The 15580-nt window shown below is 45.0% G+C and carries 10 protein-coding genes; 3 read left to right on the plus strand and 7 right to left on the minus strand.

The features are described from left to right. Positions 1-58: 58 nt before the first annotated feature. The 3 genes from QUA25_RS19090 to QUA25_RS19095 all read right to left on the minus strand — a co-directional run bounded on the left by QUA25_RS19090 (position 59) and on the right by QUA25_RS19095 (position 3472). A complete protein-coding gene (locus QUA25_RS19090; RefSeq protein ID WP_333040513.1) occupies positions 59-1975 on the minus strand; it encodes a DUF4347 domain-containing protein in 1917 nt (638 codons plus the stop codon). A 180-nt stretch (positions 1976-2155) separates the two neighbouring features. Further along, positions 2156-2335 carry a sulfotransferase gene (locus QUA25_RS29535; RefSeq protein ID WP_445305266.1) on the minus strand — a complete coding sequence of 60 codons (180 nt, stop codon included), beginning with the start codon at positions 2333-2335 and terminating at the stop codon, positions 2156-2158. A gap of 339 nt (positions 2336-2674) precedes the next feature. Beyond that, positions 2675-3472, minus strand: coding sequence for a cation diffusion facilitator family transporter (locus QUA25_RS19095; protein WP_333040514.1), 798 nt, complete (start codon positions 3470-3472; stop codon positions 2675-2677). Between the two features lie 55 nt (positions 3473-3527). On the opposite strand from QUA25_RS19095, the gene hpsU reads away from it, so the two are divergent. Next, positions 3528-4205, plus strand: a complete 678-nt coding sequence (gene hpsU / locus QUA25_RS19100; RefSeq protein WP_333040516.1) for a hormogonium polysaccharide biosynthesis acetyltransferase HpsU — start codon at positions 3528-3530, stop codon at positions 4203-4205. 19 nt (positions 4206-4224) lie between these two features. Here hpsU and QUA25_RS19105 read toward each other — a convergent pair whose 3' ends face one another. Genes QUA25_RS19105 through QUA25_RS19115 form a run of 3 tightly spaced genes read right to left on the minus strand, consistent with a single transcriptional unit; the run spans position 4225 to position 11363 of the window. Beyond that, positions 4225-5553, minus strand: a complete 1329-nt coding sequence (locus QUA25_RS19105; protein ID WP_333040517.1) for a response regulator — start codon at positions 5551-5553, stop codon at positions 4225-4227. A gap of 5 nt (positions 5554-5558) precedes the next feature. Then, the gene (locus QUA25_RS19110) at positions 5559-11162 is read right to left on the minus strand and encodes a PAS domain S-box protein (RefSeq protein ID WP_333040518.1); all 5604 of its coding nucleotides are present in this window, start codon (positions 11160-11162) and stop codon (positions 5559-5561) included. Between the two features lie 27 nt (positions 11163-11189). Then, positions 11190-11363: a hypothetical protein gene (locus tag QUA25_RS19115; protein WP_333040520.1), complete on the minus strand. Its 174-nt coding sequence runs from the start codon at positions 11361-11363 to the stop codon at positions 11190-11192. 786 nt (positions 11364-12149) lie between these two features. On the opposite strand from QUA25_RS19115, the gene QUA25_RS19120 reads away from it, so the two are divergent. Further along, positions 12150-13661, plus strand: coding sequence for a mechanosensitive ion channel domain-containing protein (locus QUA25_RS19120; RefSeq protein WP_333040521.1), 1512 nt, complete (start codon positions 12150-12152; stop codon positions 13659-13661). A gap of 10 nt (positions 13662-13671) precedes the next feature. Beyond that, positions 13672-14820, plus strand: a complete 1149-nt coding sequence (locus tag QUA25_RS19125) for a flagellar assembly protein H (protein WP_333040522.1) — start codon at positions 13672-13674, stop codon at positions 14818-14820. A gap of 86 nt (positions 14821-14906) precedes the next feature. Here the strand turns inward: QUA25_RS19125 and QUA25_RS19130 are convergent, their stop codons facing one another. Continuing rightward, positions 14907-15515, minus strand: coding sequence for a TetR/AcrR family transcriptional regulator (locus QUA25_RS19130; RefSeq protein WP_333040523.1), 609 nt, complete (start codon positions 15513-15515; stop codon positions 14907-14909). Between the last annotated feature and the right edge of the window lie 65 nt (positions 15516-15580).

The raw sequence follows: 15580 nt of genomic DNA on the forward strand, positions 1-15580 counted from the left end.
ATTAGCTATAACCTGCAATCTGCTCCACTTCAGCCAAACCCTTCATTATAGCATAAAATTATTTTGCAAGAGGTCTACTGGCGATAAAGTTGGTTGTGCTTTCACTGAAGGTGGCGGTGACGGGAAACGCTGCGGTGACGGTGGCAGCGGCTGCCGAAGTCAGGCTGACGGTGGGAGCAATACTGTCAAAGGTACGGGTTAAGGCGGTGGCGGCGGTGTTGTTATTTCCAGCCGCATCGGTGGCGACCCCAGTAGGGACGTTAACCGTGACAGTTCCTTGACCGGTGGGGGTGACGGTGAAGTTGTAGGTGGTGCCGGTGCCACTAAAGCCGCTGACGGTGCCGTTGGTGACGGTGATATCACTTGCGATAAAGTTGGTTGTGCTTTCACTGAAGGTGGCGGTGACGGGAAACGCTGCGGTGACGGTGGCGGCGGCGCCCGAAGTCAGGCTGACGGTGGGCGGTGTGGTGTCAGCGGTGGTGAAGTTCCAGGCTGTTGCGCCTGTAGTGCCGGCATAATTATTACCAGCTAAGTCTTTAATCGCACCGGCAGCAATTTCAACGTAGTAACCAGTACCTTGCGCTAAATCTGCCACTGGGTTAATGGTGACGGTACTACCAGTAACAGTGACATTTGTGGAGGTAACATTTATAGTTTCCACCACTGAGTTGTCAGAGACTTTCTTGATGACAATATTGCCAGTGCCTTTTTGTACGGCTTCACTCAAGGTGACAACTAAATTAGCAGCAACTGCAATATTAGTGGCGTTATCTGCGGGGGTGAAACTGGCGGCTGTCGGCGGTGTGGTCTCTAAAACACCTGTGGCTCCCAAAACTCCCAGATAATTAGTAGCTAACGAACCCGTCGTTTTAGTGACGGTAATGCTTTGAAGCGTTTTGGCTGGGTTAGGATTGAACCCAAACCCAAATAGGGCAACATCGTTGGCATCATGATAACTTGTTCCAGTTGTATCAAAGCTCCTATCCCTTCCGTCAATCAGATAGTAACTGGAAAATGATTCAGTGGTAATTTCGTTAAACCAGTCGGGAACTGTGGCTGTGGCTGTCCCAGTAGTGCCATCGCTATAGTTAAATGTCACCTGCATCCCAGCGTCGCCATTGGAACTGGTGGCCAACAGGTGGATTTCTGAATACTTATTGGGCGTAACTGCAAAGTTAAAGGATGTGCCGTTAGCTGTGAGGACTTTGGCGTTGTTGCCGTTATTGGTGTTGTTGTAGCCTAGCTGAACGTCGGGATGGTAAGCATTCGTGGCGAAAAAGCCGTTGTCGGGTAAACCGTTCCCATTAGCACCGGCTTTAAATGTGGCAAAGGACTGAGTTATTAGGGTTCCCCCCGAGGAATCCAGTCCGCTCTGTGTCGTGTCTGTGACTCCTCCCGTGTAGTTGATAATGACATCGCCATCGAATACTGATGTGAGGTCAAATTGAACGGCTGTGGCTAAAACACCGGCATAGGTTGCGATCACTTCGCTGGACAAGGCAAGTCCGCCTTCAATTGAACCGGTGGTTTTTTCCAGTTCCCAGTCGCCCCCTAGTGCTGCATTCCCCGTCTTGTCGGTAGATGCTGCCACATCTGCCCCTGTTATTTCACTGAGGCGCTTTACGAAGTTTTCTCCAACTTCTCCGGCTGCTACGTCGCAGCCATAAAGTAGGATATCGCCATTTGCTGTCAGGGCATTTCCCCACTGTTTGAGCTGATTGCTGAAAGTTTCTAGGTTATTCTCATTGAGTACGTCAGCACCGAGTTTTAAACTGCCTTCGCTGCCGTGAGAAACTATATGAACTGCTTCAATATCTTTTTTATCTGCCAAGGCGTTAGTAATTTGGTCGATCGCGCTGGAATTTTCATTTAAAATCACAATTTGAGCGGGATCGATGCCTTGGATCAGGCTTTGATAATCCTGTACAGAGGAGTCTACGAAAGTGATTTGCTTGTTTATGTTTGGTACGTTCATAATTGCTGAAATTCTTTATATCTATTGTTTACATTCAAGTGTGGCCGGGGTTGAAACCCCCGCCTTCCTTAAGTCCTCGCTATGAGGACTGAATAATTTATTAGTCGTATTGCTCAAATCAATCGGGCGGTAAAATTGTTAGCCCGTTCCCCTTTTTCAGGGGAAATGAACACGGAAAACTCATTGTCTTCGCTCAGGGTTTCCAGCATTCGATCGACTTGCGCCCCCAATAGGGGAAGTCATAGCGCTGTAAAACCGGGGATTTTGTCGTAGTAGTGCAGCCAGTAAAGTAGAGCCTGAGCGGGGTAGTCCTGATATGAAGTAGGCTTTCAGTGGCCTGGCGTGGGAATGAATGCCTATATCTTAGATGCAACTTTAATGTATCCCCCTAAAGACATATCTTTTATAGCATATCTTGATTTAACATTTCGCAACACCACATCCAGGTTTACGATCTCTTTACAATCTAGACATCGTGGGTTGGCTTTCCCTATCTCTAATCATTGCTTCGGGCCCCTGCCTCTGTAAAGTCGGAAAAGTCGGATCGTAAAGTCGGAAAAGTCGGATCTTTGTCTTTGTGATGAGTAGATAATAAGGTTTACGATATCTTTACAATCTAGATATCGCTGGGTTAATTACTTAGGTATTTAAACCGGATATCTCAGGAGATATACGCGGATATACGCAGATGAAGAGATGTTATTTGATTAGTTCTTCGAGGGATGGAAAAAGTAATTTTTCTGCGCTCACTTTTTCGCAATCACAAGGCTGTTGACTGGCGGATATTGCTGATACTTTTCCCAGCAGCAATTGGATGCTTTCTATTAGCAATGGTAGAGTTAATAAAATAATTGATGCTGATACTAGCAAGCTAATTAAGCCGTCAGCCCAATTCCAGTGTAGCCACGCTACGGCGATCGCCGCTAAAATTACTCCAACCGACGAAAAAATGTCGGCGACTGCGTGCAGAAACGCGCTTTTGAGATTCAAGTCGCCGTGACAGCAGGAATGCAAGCAACAAGCATTAATCGAGTTGATGCTTAAACCGACTATGGCGGTAATTAACATCGGGAGCCCTTCTACTTCGGGAGTTGGGGACTGCAAACGGGCGATCGACTCAGCAGCAATCCAAAGGGCGATCGCCACTAAACTGATACTATTAATTAAAGCAGCAATGATTTCTCCTCGTTCAGGGATTGACGATTGTGCGATCGTACAATCTACGGATTTACTTTTCCGTTTGACTGAGGAGTACCAAGTCGCTGTCAAAGTTATTGCTAAAGCTGCTACATCTGAAAAAACGTGACCTGCATCTGCTAATAGGGACAAACTATGAGAATTAAGTGCGGCGATTAACTCTGCTACAAAAAAGCTGCTAAGCAGTACCAATGCTGTTTGTAAAAGCCGCACTTTGCCAATTCTGGGATTTGGATTCTCGCATTGTGCGAGTTCCTTGGCGTTTTCCGAGTCAAAATTTTCCTTAACTAGAAATGTCATGCAGCAGCCCTTAAGGTTAAACTCGATTTTAAATTAAACATTAAATTAACTATCAATGACCGATTATATACCAAATCCGAACCAAGATCCGGAAAATTTGAGCGCAAATTCCCCAAATTCGGGAAGAAACGATCGTCCAATTAGCGACAATCACGCAAATACTTTGACAGGCGAATCTTTAGTTGATTTGCGCCGCTACGATCAATCAAAGTTCGATCGAGGAAAGCCTACTTGGGTAATTTTGCTGTGGTGGTTCGTCCAGGCGATCGCATTTCCTCTCACTCCACACCCTTTTAACGGCATCAGAAGCGGCTTGCTGCGGTTATTTGGAGCGAAAATAGGTCGGGGTGCGATCATTCGCCCCACGGCTCGTTTTACCTATCCTTGGAAAATTGCCATCGGCGATTACAGTTGGATCGGAGATGATGTTGTATTGTACAGTCTCGATCAAATTGCGATCGGCAAACACTGCGTCATTTCTCAAAAAAGCTACCTCTGCACCGGCACTCATGACCCTCAAGACCCAGCCTTTCGCTTAATAACAGCACCTGTGATCATTAATAACGGCGTTTGGATTGCCGCCGACTGCTTCATTGGCCCTGGTGTAGAAATCGGCGCTAACGCTTTAATCGGAGCTCGCAGCAGCGTCTTTAAAAATATGCCTGCAGGCTTTATTTGCACAGGAACACCTTGTCGTCCCCGCTGTCAGCGAGAAATTAACCAAAGTTCGTAAGAAATATTGCACCGGAAAACTAAGCAGCTTTACAAGCTTGCTGCCGAATAGGAATTTCAATGACGAATTCTATTCCCTTTCCTAATCCAGGCTGGCAGTATAATCTGCCCCCATGCTTTTCAACGATAATTTGGTAACTGATAGATAACCCCAACCCAGTTCCTTTACCGATCGGTTTGGTGGTAAAAAAAGGGTCAAATAGTTTCGGTTGTAAAGTTTCGGCAACTCCCCGACCGTTGTCACTAATATGAATAGCAACCCAATTATCGTCAATTACTTTTGTAGAAATTTGAATGCGGTTCGGGTGTTGTTTGATTTCAGCAAAAGAACGCTGCTGATTTGATTCATCTAAAGCATCAATGGCATTGGAAATAATATTCATAAACACTTGATTTAATTGTCCCGCATGGCATTCTACTTGTGGAAGCTGACCGTAATTTTTTATTAGTTCAATCTCAGGATGCTCGGGTTTTGCTTTTAAACGATGATGCAGGATGGTGAGTGTACTATCAATTCCTTCATGAATATTTACAGCTTTCACGTCTGCCTCATCTAGGCGAGAAAAGATTCGCATAGACTTGACAATTTCCTGGATGCGCTGCGTTCCTAAGTTGATTGAGTTAAGAACTTTGATAAAATCTTCTTCCACAAATTCCAGTTCGATTTCATCCATTGCTGCTTGAATCCGAGGGGTGGGATTTACATAATCTTCTTGATAGAGATGTATTATTTTTAGTAAGTTATGAGCGTACTCTTGGGCATAACCCAGATTGCCAGAAATGAAATTAATAGGGTTGTTTATTTCATGAGCAATCCCAGCCGCCATTTGCCCTAAGCCGGACATTTTCTCGCTTTGGATTAACTTAAGTTGCATTTGTTGTAAATCTTCATAGGCTTGGCTAACCTCTAAAACTTTTTGCTCCAATAATGTATTTTTTTCTTCTAACTTCTCAGTTAAAACATGAAGTTTTAAATGCAGCTTGACGCGAGCTAATACTTCCTCCTGTTGGAAAGGTTTGGTAATATAATCTACAGCCCCAAGCTTAAACCCCTCAACTTTATTAGCCGTATCCGAGAGAGCCGTCATAAATATAACGGGAATCTGTTTAGTTTCTGGATTAGCCTGTAATCGACGACAGGTTTCAAATCCATCAATTTCTGGCATCATGACATCTAGCAAGATTAGATCGGGGAGAGCATATTTGACTCGCTCTAGTGCCATTTTGCCAGATTTCGCGACCCGAACTTCAAATCCTTCCTGACTTAAGGCATCAGATAAGACACCCAAGTTGGCTGAATTGTCATCAACTATAAGAATTGTACCATTTGCTTGAATTTCTGAATTCATAAACCTTACTTGTAGGACTGAATAAACGTTAAAATCTCTTCGTCTTGAAAGTCCTTTGCCATCTGATGCAATCTTTTAGCAAATGGAATATATTGGGGATCTATTTCTTCAAGTAATAGCGCCTGCTTAACTATTTCTAGGAAATTTCCTTTCATAGCCAGTTCGTATAGCATTTCCATTTGTGTAGCAGGCGGGGCAATTAGCTCATCGGTGTCTGAGGATCTCGCCTGTGGCTCTTCATTAGCTTCATAAACCCATTCCAAATCAAGATACTGTTGCAATTTTTGCAGGAGTTCTGTTGCCTGAATAGGTTTGGGAATAAAGGTGTTGCCTCCTGCTTCTAAACTTCTGTATTGATCTGTTTCAAATACGCTGGCAGAAGACACAATAATGATGATGTCTTTGAAATTTTCCGATTCTCGAACCCGCTTAATTACCTCGAAGCCATCTAGTTCGGGCATTAATAAGTCGGTAACAATTAAATCGGGCTGCACCTCTATAATTTTTTCCCAGCCTTCCTGCCCATCGTTCGCTTCAAACACCTCAAAGCCGATCGGACTGAGTAAATTGCTAATTACCGAACGGTTAGCCCATTTGTCATCAATAACCACAATCTTAGGTTGGCGGTCTTTGATGCCGATAATCTGCCCGCGATGGTCGATTTGAGATGTTTTCACCCATTCATCGGCTTGAGATAGATGGACATCAAACCAGAAAATACTGCCAACATTCATCTCACTTTGAACCTGAATGGTACTGCCCATTAGTTCTACAATCCTTTTGCTAATTGCCAGTCCCAATCCCGTACCTTCCGTCTGCCGCCTGCGATCGCCTACCTGCTCGAAGGGCTGAAAGATAGCTTGGAGTTGATCCTGTGCAATGCCGGTACCTGTATCGCGTATTTCAAAGCGAATTTTTCCTTCTGTTGCAAAACTGACGATAAAAGTGACACTGCCCTCATCCGTAAATTTAATAGCGTTGCTTAAAAGATTAATTAACACTTGTCGCAAGCGTTTTTCATCCGCACGAATACCGATCGGCAGTTCGGGGCTTGAAGGAAAATGAAAGTGAATTCCCTTAATTTCAGCTCGGATGCGACACATTTCTGCGACACCTTGCAGGAACGCCGGGAAATGAAAATCCGTGGGCATGAGTTCCACTTTCTGTGCTTCAATCTTCGACAAATCGAGAATATCATTGATTAAGGTCAGTAAATGGGAACCGCACTGATAAATGACATCAATGCGCGATCGCTCTTCTTCATTCAAGACTTTGGAACGCTGAAGAATCTGCGCGTACCCCATGATGCCATTAAGCGGAGTCCGCAACTCGTGGCTCATGTTAGCAAGGAATTCACTTTTGGCCCGACTAGCTGCTTCTGCGGCTTCCCTGGCTTTTGCCTGTACGATTTCTGCTTGTTTGCGATCGTGGATATCGGTGCAAGTGCCAATCCACTCCCGGAGGCTGCCATCTTCATTTAGAATTGGCACCCCTCTAGCTTGAAAATAACGATAGTTTCCATCCGCTCTGCAGAGTCGAAATTCCATCTCATACAGGCTGTTGGTTTGCGCTGCTTCCATCCACACCTGAGCCGTTCGTTCGCGATCGTCCGGGTGAATTGCATCTAACCAGCCAAAACCAACCACCTCAGCTTCAGTTTGTCCGGTGTAAGCTCTCAGACTCGGTGTATCTGGGCATCTTCCTTCAGCATCCGCTGTCCAGACAATTTGGGACGTAGCAGCGATGAGCGATCGATAGCGTTCTTCGCTTTGTTTGATCGCATCTTCGGCTTGTTTGCGATCGTGGATATCGGTGCAAGTGCCAACCCACTCCCGAATGCTGCCATCTTCATTCTGAATTGGTACCGCTCTAACTTGAAAATAGCGATAGTTTCCATCTGCTGCACGCATTCGATATTCTATGTCATACAGGCATTTCGTTTGCGCTGCTTCCATCCACACCTGAGCCGTTCGTTCGCGATCGTCCGGGTGAATTGCATCTAACCAGCCAAAACCAACCACTTCGTCTACGGTTTGTCCGGTGTAAGCTCTCCAACTTGGTAGATCCGGGCATCTTCCTTCAGCATCCGATATCCAGACAATTTGGGAGGTGGCAGCGATGAGCGATCGATAGCGTTCTTCGCTTTGTTTTAGAGCATCTTCCGCTTGTTTGCGATCGTGGATATCGCTACAAGTGCCAATCCACTCCTGGAGGCTGCCATCTTCATCCAGAATTGGTACCCCTCTTAGTTGAAAATAACGATAGTTTCCATCCGCTCCCCGGATTCGATATTGTACGTCATACAGGGTTTTCGTTTGCACTGCTTCCATCCACACCTGAGCCGTTCGTTCGCGATCGTCCGGGTGAATTGCATCTAACCAGCCAAAACCATCAGCCATCTCAGCTTCGGTTTGTCCGGTGTAAGCTCTCCAACCCGGCTGATCCACGCATCTTCCTTCAGCATCCGCTGTCCAGACAAGTTGGGACGTAGCAGCGATTAGCGAACGATAGCGTCCTTCGCTTTGTTTGATAGCATCTTCGGCTTGTTTGCGATCGTGGATATCATTGCAAGTACCAACCCACTCGCGGATGTTGCCATTTTCATCAACAATGGGCACTCCCCTACCTTGAAAATAACGATAGTTTCCATCCGTTCCCCGGATTCGATATTCTATGTCAAACAGGCTTTTCGTTTGCACTGCTTCCATCCAAACCTGACTCGTTCGTTCCCGATCGTCCGGATAAATTGGATCTAACCAGCCTAAACCAAGCACTTCTGCTTCAGTTTGACCGGTGTAAGCTCTCCAACTCTGTAGATCCGTACCTCTTCCTTCAGCATCCGTTGCCCAGACGATTTGGGATGTGGCAGCGATTAGCGAACGATAGCGTTCTTCGCTTTGTTTGATAGCATCTTCGGCTTGTTTGCGATCGCTAATGTCATTATTAATTTCGAGTTGGGCACAAGGCTTTCCTTCGCGATCGCGCTGCAATGTCCAGCGACTTGCCACAATAATATGCCGACCATCGCGGGTGGTGTGCTGCAATTCTCCTTCCCAACTTCCCTGCTGGCAAAACTCTCCCAATACGGTTTCTAATGGTTGAGGGAAGACGGTTTCCAAGAATGTATGAATGTACTGCCCGACTACTTCCGCTTTTGTCCAACCATAGAGCTTTTCTGCACCTTGGTTCCAGTAGATGATGCGGTCATCCATATCCCGAATAATGATACTATTGCTGGCTAAGTCGAGTATTTCTAGGGTTTGACGGAGTGTTTGCTCGGCTTGTTTGCGATCGGTAATATCTCGTGATATGGCGATAATGCCGAGGATATTGCCATTAGCATCCAGCCAAGGAGTCTTGGTAGTGAAAAAAGTCGCGGTTTTTTCACCGTCAGAGACATCTTCCTCGTAAGTCTCAGCGATTCCTGCTGCCATAACTTGGCGATCTTTTGCCATAATTGCACGGACACTCTCATGCGGTAGTAATTCCAAATCATCTTTGCCGATGATTTCCTCAATTGGCTTGCCCAGGAAGTTTGCCACATTGGAGTTAACGGCAACATAAAGCCCTTCCCGATCTTTAACGACAATGAAGTCTGGTGTACTTTCCAAAATAGAGTTTAGCAGTGCATTACGATCGCGCATCTGGGCTTCAGCTTGTTTGCGATCGTTAATGTTTCGCGCTATGGCGATAATACCGAGAATATTGCCTTGACCGTCCCGCCAAGCGGCTTTTGTGGTTAAAAAATAATTGCTGCCCTCACCATTTGAAATTTCTTCTTCGTAGGTTTCAGTAGTGCCTGCTTCCATAATCTCCCGGTCTTTTGCCATTATTGGAACGGCGGCCTCCGGGGGCATCAGTTCCGAATCATCTTTACCCACAATCTCCTCTATGGGTTTACCGTCAAAGAAGCAGTTTGCCACAAAGGAATTAAGGGCAACATATCGACCTTCCCGGTCTTTAACAACTATTATGTCTGGCGTACTTTCCAAAATAGAGCTCAGCAAGAGGTTGCGATCGCGCAACACAGCTTGCTGTTCGCGCAGAGCTTCTTCAGCTTGTTTGCGATCGGTAATATCTGTATTAGCCCCAACCCATTCCCGAATTGAACCATCCGCGTTCAGAATTGGTACACCACGACAACTCATGTAGCGATATTCCCCGTCATAGCGACGCATACGGAATTCAACTTCATAGAACGATCGATTGGCAACAGCAGTTAACCAGGCAGTGACCATAGACGAGCGATCGTCTGGATGGATAGCGTTGCTTCCACCCGTTCCCTTGTAATCATCAAATGTCTGTCCTGTAAATGCACTCCAAGTAGGTTGCTCGATCGCCATTTCGCCGTCGGCATTGCAGATCCAAATAATTTGAGCGCTGGCTTCGATCAAAGAACGAAATCGTTCTTCACTTTGTTTGAGGACATCTTCTGCGGTTTTGCGATCGCGAATATCCCGCGTAATAGTGGCAATCCCTACCGGTTCATTAGTCTCTGGATGTTTTACCAGAAATAGGGTGTAGTCTACCGCGATAGGTTCTCCTGTCACGAAATGTCTGAACCGGTAATCACTCCGCCACCCCCCCTCTTGCATTAGAGTAGGCAGAACACGCTGCTGTACAAAGTCCAAATCTTCTGGCATGAAGAAGTCGGTAATGTGTTTGGTTCTGGCTTCGTCCAAACTACTGAGTCCAACCAAATCCAGACCAGCCTGATTCAGTAGCATCGGGCGACCATCCATTGAGGCAACGCCAATAAAGTCACGGCTGTTCTCGATCGTTGTAACGAGCAATTGCCGTTCTTCGTCTGCTTTTTTGCGATCGCTAATGTCCCGTGCAATAGTGGAAATAAACTCGACTTCGCCTGTTTCCGTTTTGTGGACGATTAAAACTTGGGAAACTGGAATTTCTTTCCCATCGTGTGACAAAAACACGGTTTCACCAGCCCAGCTACCCTCTCTTAAGGCGGTTGGAAAGACTTCATTTTGGAATTTTGTCGTTGCCGAGGGAGCTAATACAAAATCTACACTAAACGGAGATCGTGCCTCCTCTGGAGGTACCCCCATCATTTTCTGTCCGGCTTTGTTGAGGTAGACGTTATGCCCTGTTGCATCCGCAATCCCTACGAAGTCGGAAGTTGCTTCCAAAATTGCCGTCAGTCTTGCCTGCTTTTGTTCGGCCCGCTTGCGATCGCTAATTTCAATTACAATCCCACCAAGACCAAAAACCAGGCCATTTTCATCCAACAAAGGATAGTAAGATGCTTGCCAGTAGCGCACGATGCCCGGTTCTTTCGGCGTTTCACCCACTAATTCATAGTCGAGAATTGGCTTGCCCGTATCCAGAATGCCTTGCAGCATTGGTTCCACAGTCGGAGCCAATTCTGGCAGCACCTCACGCACTGACCTACCAATATGGTCTGCCACGCAAACGCCATTCATCTGGGCCAAAACTTCGTTAATTTGGACATACCGAAGTTGGCGGTCAAAAATCAGCATCCCGGCGTTAGCACCTGCAAAAAAAGCGTCGAAGTGAGCCTGTCGCAATGCCTGTGCTGTTGTGTTCTCTTGCGGTTGCGGTTGGGTTTTCTCTGATGGGAATTTGCTCATGTTGGCTCGTGCATTTCAGCTATTATTCTAAAACTTCTTTCCAATGGCGCGATCGCAAGGTTTTCCTTGTTTCCTATTTGGGTACTTAATAAAACGTTCAGTAGGGCGACCATTCGGTTTTCCATCGGCGATAAATGTATCCCTTGCGACAATATTTCCGTTAATTCTTCGGATGTATCGCCAAGCAGTTCTATTGCTCATCAATTCTATTCCTAATCAATCCTATTGGTAGAACCTTGGTGACAACCTAAGCTAGGGAAGCGTTTGTCAATCAGCAATTATGCTCAGCATTTACTCTGTTTTTGGGTGGAGAACTTAGATTTGGGCGATCGAGCAATCATGTCTCGCGCCATATTTATTTCCACCCAACCCCAAACCGCCAATTTTCCACTCCTGAACAAGCAAGTATTTTCAGTAATTTTACTGATTGACAAATGTGATTAAGTTATAGTGGGTCCTCCAGGTCGGTAGAATGCCAAGTATTCTTGGAACGTTATCAATTTTAGCTAGATCCGTTAAATTTTCACTTATAAATACACAAAACGCACGCAACTAGCAGAGTAATAGCAATATGTCTCCCACCAGTTAAAGTCATTGTAATACTTGGATATTTGACTTGTCCACTTAAAGAGTCATTCAATAATCCCTGCTTAAGTTGATAACGGGACTTCAAAAAAAATTAGTGGAGAGTATGATAAACTCGAATCGAGTTAATGTTGACTAAAGTTAGCAGAGCGATCGCTTTAATAATAGATGAGTTTGCTCTTGGATCGCGCAAAAGTGGCACACTAACCGCAGGCCTGCGAAGACCAGGTATCCTAAAAATTGGCAATAGGGAGAACTGCGTAGTATGAGGAACCACATCTCTATGTAACGACTTCACTTTTTTTACCCCTAAAAATAGGTTAAAATTTATGATTACGAGTTCAGTATTTTATTTTTACCTTGGGTACTGAGGACTTTATTTTTTACTACTCCCCTTAAAAAATGACAACACAAACAACATTAGGGCCTGAATTTAAATTAAATACAATACCAGAAGAAGTATTCACACATATCTCGCAAATATTTACCGCTACCCTATTTAAAATAGGTGAAAATCCTGTATCCTTGCAGTCACTGGTGGAACTGATTGTATTGTTTATGGCTATCCTTGTGATAGCACGATATTTTACCAACTTTCTTAAGGAACGCTTGCTTGTCAGACTGGGAATTGACGAGGGAAATCGGGAAGCGATAGCAGTAATTATTGGGTACTTAATAGTAGCTTTGGGGGTGATAGTCGCCATCCAAAGCATCGGCTTCAACCTCGCTTCTTTTGCAGTAGTTGCGGGGGGATTGGGAGTCGGAATTGGCTTCGGAATCCAGGATTTAACAACTAATTTTGTCAGTGGCTTAACGCTGCTTTTAGACAGACCGGTGAAAGTCGGAGACTTTGTGGAATTAGAAGGATTAATGGGAATCGTCAAAAAAATATCGATTCGATCGACCATCATCCAAACCACTGAGGACTCTAGCGTTATAGTTCCCAACAGCAAAATGATTAGCAACAAAATTGTTAACTGGAGTTACGAAAACTCGCTACTCTGTCTGCGAGTTCCCATAGAAGTAGCGGAGAATAGTAACCCGCTGTTAGTGACAGAAACTCTGTTAAATATTGCTTACGCAGAAGCGGGAGTTTTGTACGAACCCAATCCGAAAGTATTGTTTGTCGAGTTTGGTGACGATAGTTTTAAATTTGAACTTTTAGTTTGGACGGACAGGCCGACAGAAAGAGAAATAATTAAAAGTTCTTTGAATTTTGCAATTGAATACAATTTCCGCCACCAGAAAATCGAATTTCCCTTCAATGACAGAGAAATTTATTTGCAAAACCCCGAAGTTCTGTTGTCAATGTTCAACAAAAAAGAAAGTGCAATTGATCTCCCGAAGAGTTACTCGGAAAATGAGCAGAAACCGCCAATTTTTGCAGAGAAACTGAAAAAGCCATCGTCCCTTAGCTGTTTGCTACGAGAGGTAGAATACTTTGAAAATCTGACTGATCTTGAATTGCGGCAGTTGATTGAAGTTGGATATCGCAAACGGCTGCGACCGCAAGAATTTTTGTTTCACGAAAACGACCCCGGAGATGCTTTTTACATGATTCTTTCAGGTTCAGTAGAAGTTTTTGTAGAAGCTATTGACAAACATCTGAATAACCTAGGTAGTGGTCAGTTTCTCGGAGAACTTTCTTTGATGTTGGGCATCCCCCGAACTGCTTCGGTAAGAGCTTTGGAAGAAACAATTTTGTTTGCCATCAATAAAGAAGGTTTCCAGAAAGTTTTAACTGAACGACCGGATTTATCTGAACAGATTATTAAAGAAATAGTCAAACACGAAGAAGAACTCAGCGAGAGACAGAAATTCTTGCGAGAAATGGAATTAGTAGAGGCAGCAGAAGAGGAGGAAAATCCTGTAGAATGGGTGAGAAAACGGCTAAAAAATCTATTTAGTCTTTGAAATAATTCCTATGACGCGATTTATTCACGATCTCTTTGCCAAAGAATACCTGGAGGAATTGCTGTCGCCGCTCGGAACGGTTAATATCGGCCGCGATGTGACTTCAGAAGTCAGAGAAATCGATGTTTATTTCACTCCCAGCACCGCAATTCCCGAATACTCAGAAACCCTGGGCTTGTTGGGAAAAATGGCAAACACAACGGCAATTTTTGAACCGTTTCGCAATCCTGCCAACGTCAGCGAAATTTGTAGCTGTCTGGGCAAGTTATTGGACGTGCGAGGTGAGTTGGAGCGAAAATTTAGGAGAGAAAATACTCGCTATGATGACGCCCAGTTACCGAAACTGTGGATTTTGATGCCCACAGCATCGAAAGCATTGGTAGATAGCTTTAATGCGATACCAGACACAGAGAATTGGATGCAGGGAATCTATTTTTTGGGTGAATCTTTGCGATCGGCAATTGTAGCGATCCACCAGTTACCAGAAACTCCAGAAACCCTGTGGTTGAGGATTTTGGGCAAAGGGGGAGTGCAGCAAAGGGCTATTTCCCAATTAAGCGCTTTAGCTACAGACGATCCGTTGCGGATTATCGCGCTAGAATTGCTGTATCGGTTACAGTCAAATTTAGTAACCGATGCGCCACAAGAATTAGAGCCAGAAGAGCGGGAGTTAATTATGGCCATTGCACCACTTTTTCAACAACAAATACAAGCAGCACAGCAACAAGCTAGAGAAGAAGGACTAGAACAAGGACTAGAACAGGGACTAGAACAAGGGCTAGAACAGGGACTAGAACGAGGCAGACAAGAACAACAGCGCTTAATCTTAGAAAACTTTCTGCGAGTTAGATTTGGAGAATTAAGTCCAAAAATGACTGTTTTTCTATCTCCAATATCCAAGTTGCAGGCGGCGGAATTTACAGTGCTGTTGCTGGCAATATCGATGCTGACCGTTGATGAAGCTGGGCGGGAAGCAGCGGTTAAATTGTTAGCTGAAAGTGCGTTGCAAATACGATCGCCTGAATTGGGCGATCTTCTGCCTACAGCCGTTACTAATTTATTGGCTTTGCCTGTGACAGAATTGACATTGTTTGTAGAACAACTGCCGCAGTTATCGGCTGAGGAATTGAGGGACAGGTTAGGAAAAACACCTGACTAAAACCTGCGATCGCAGCCATAAAGAGCGAGATCGCTTTATGGCTGCGATCGTTCTCAAATAAAATTCCTAGATTCTGTCGATCGCACTTAGGAATTGGACTGCGGGCCTAAAATCAAGTGCAGCAGAGCGTCGATCAGTCGATCGCGCTCCATTGGGATAATATCTTTGCCGTGCATCATATGCTGCGTTAACTGGAAATATACCAGCGATCCAATAAAAATCCGCGCCGTTGCCTCCGGATCTGGCAATTTTAACTCTGGATGCGATGCGAAATATTGAGTAAGCCGCTCAATACCGGGTTTAGCTAAGTTTTTCACAAAAGTCTGCGCTAGCAGGGGAAAACGCCCCGACTCCGCAATCACTAGCCTCACAAAATTCAGGAATTCAGGTTCCTGCGTCACCTGCTCTAATAGATTGGTGGCAACGAATCGCAGCGCTACGGCGGGTTCTTCATCCAAAACTGTAAAATGGACTTTTTCTCGCGCCAGCCGCTGTACCAAGGCCACGAATAATCCTTCTTTATCTGCAAAATAGCTGTAAACCGTGGCTTTGGAAACTCCCCCCGTCTTCGCTACCTTGTCCATACTCGTGCCCGCGTAGCCGTGGGCTAAAAATTCTTGCATCGCACCTTGGAGGATTTGCTCGCTCTTGTCACCTCCTGTTGCGTCTGGTTCGATCGATTTTGTCCTTGCCATACCTTGCTTCTGTAATTTTTATTTAGGATCTTGACATCATTATACTGAACGGTTTAGTATTAAAA

The organism is Microcoleus sp. Pol17C6, from assembly GCF_036701145.1.
In the GTDB taxonomy this organism is placed as follows: domain Bacteria; phylum Cyanobacteriota; class Cyanobacteriia; order Cyanobacteriales; family Microcoleaceae; genus Microcoleus.

Bases quoted from the DNA above. Each gene is read 5' to 3' on its own strand.
- QUA25_RS19105 (WP_333040517.1), bottom strand. From the start codon at position 5,553: ATGAATTCAGAAATTCAAGCAAATGGTACAATTCTTATAGTTGATGAC.
- QUA25_RS19095 (WP_333040514.1), bottom strand. From the start codon at position 3,472: ATGACATTTCTAGTTAAGGAAAATTTTGACTCGGAAAACGCCAAGGAA.
- QUA25_RS19130 (WP_333040523.1), bottom strand. From the start codon at position 15,515: ATGGCAAGGACAAAATCGATCGAACCAGACGCAACAGGAGGTGACAAG.
- QUA25_RS19115 (WP_333040520.1), bottom strand. From the start codon at position 11,363: ATGAGCAATAGAACTGCTTGGCGATACATCCGAAGAATTAACGGAAAT.
- QUA25_RS19090 (WP_333040513.1), bottom strand. From the start codon at position 1,975: ATGAACGTACCAAACATAAACAAGCAAATCACTTTCGTAGACTCCTCT.
- QUA25_RS19120 (WP_333040521.1), top strand. From the start codon at position 12,150: ATGACAACACAAACAACATTAGGGCCTGAATTTAAATTAAATACAATA.
- QUA25_RS19110 (WP_333040518.1), bottom strand. From the start codon at position 11,162: ATGAGCAAATTCCCATCAGAGAAAACCCAACCGCAACCGCAAGAGAAC.
- QUA25_RS19125 (WP_333040522.1), top strand. From the start codon at position 13,672: ATGACGCGATTTATTCACGATCTCTTTGCCAAAGAATACCTGGAGGAA.
- hpsU (WP_333040516.1), top strand. From the start codon at position 3,528: ATGACCGATTATATACCAAATCCGAACCAAGATCCGGAAAATTTGAGC.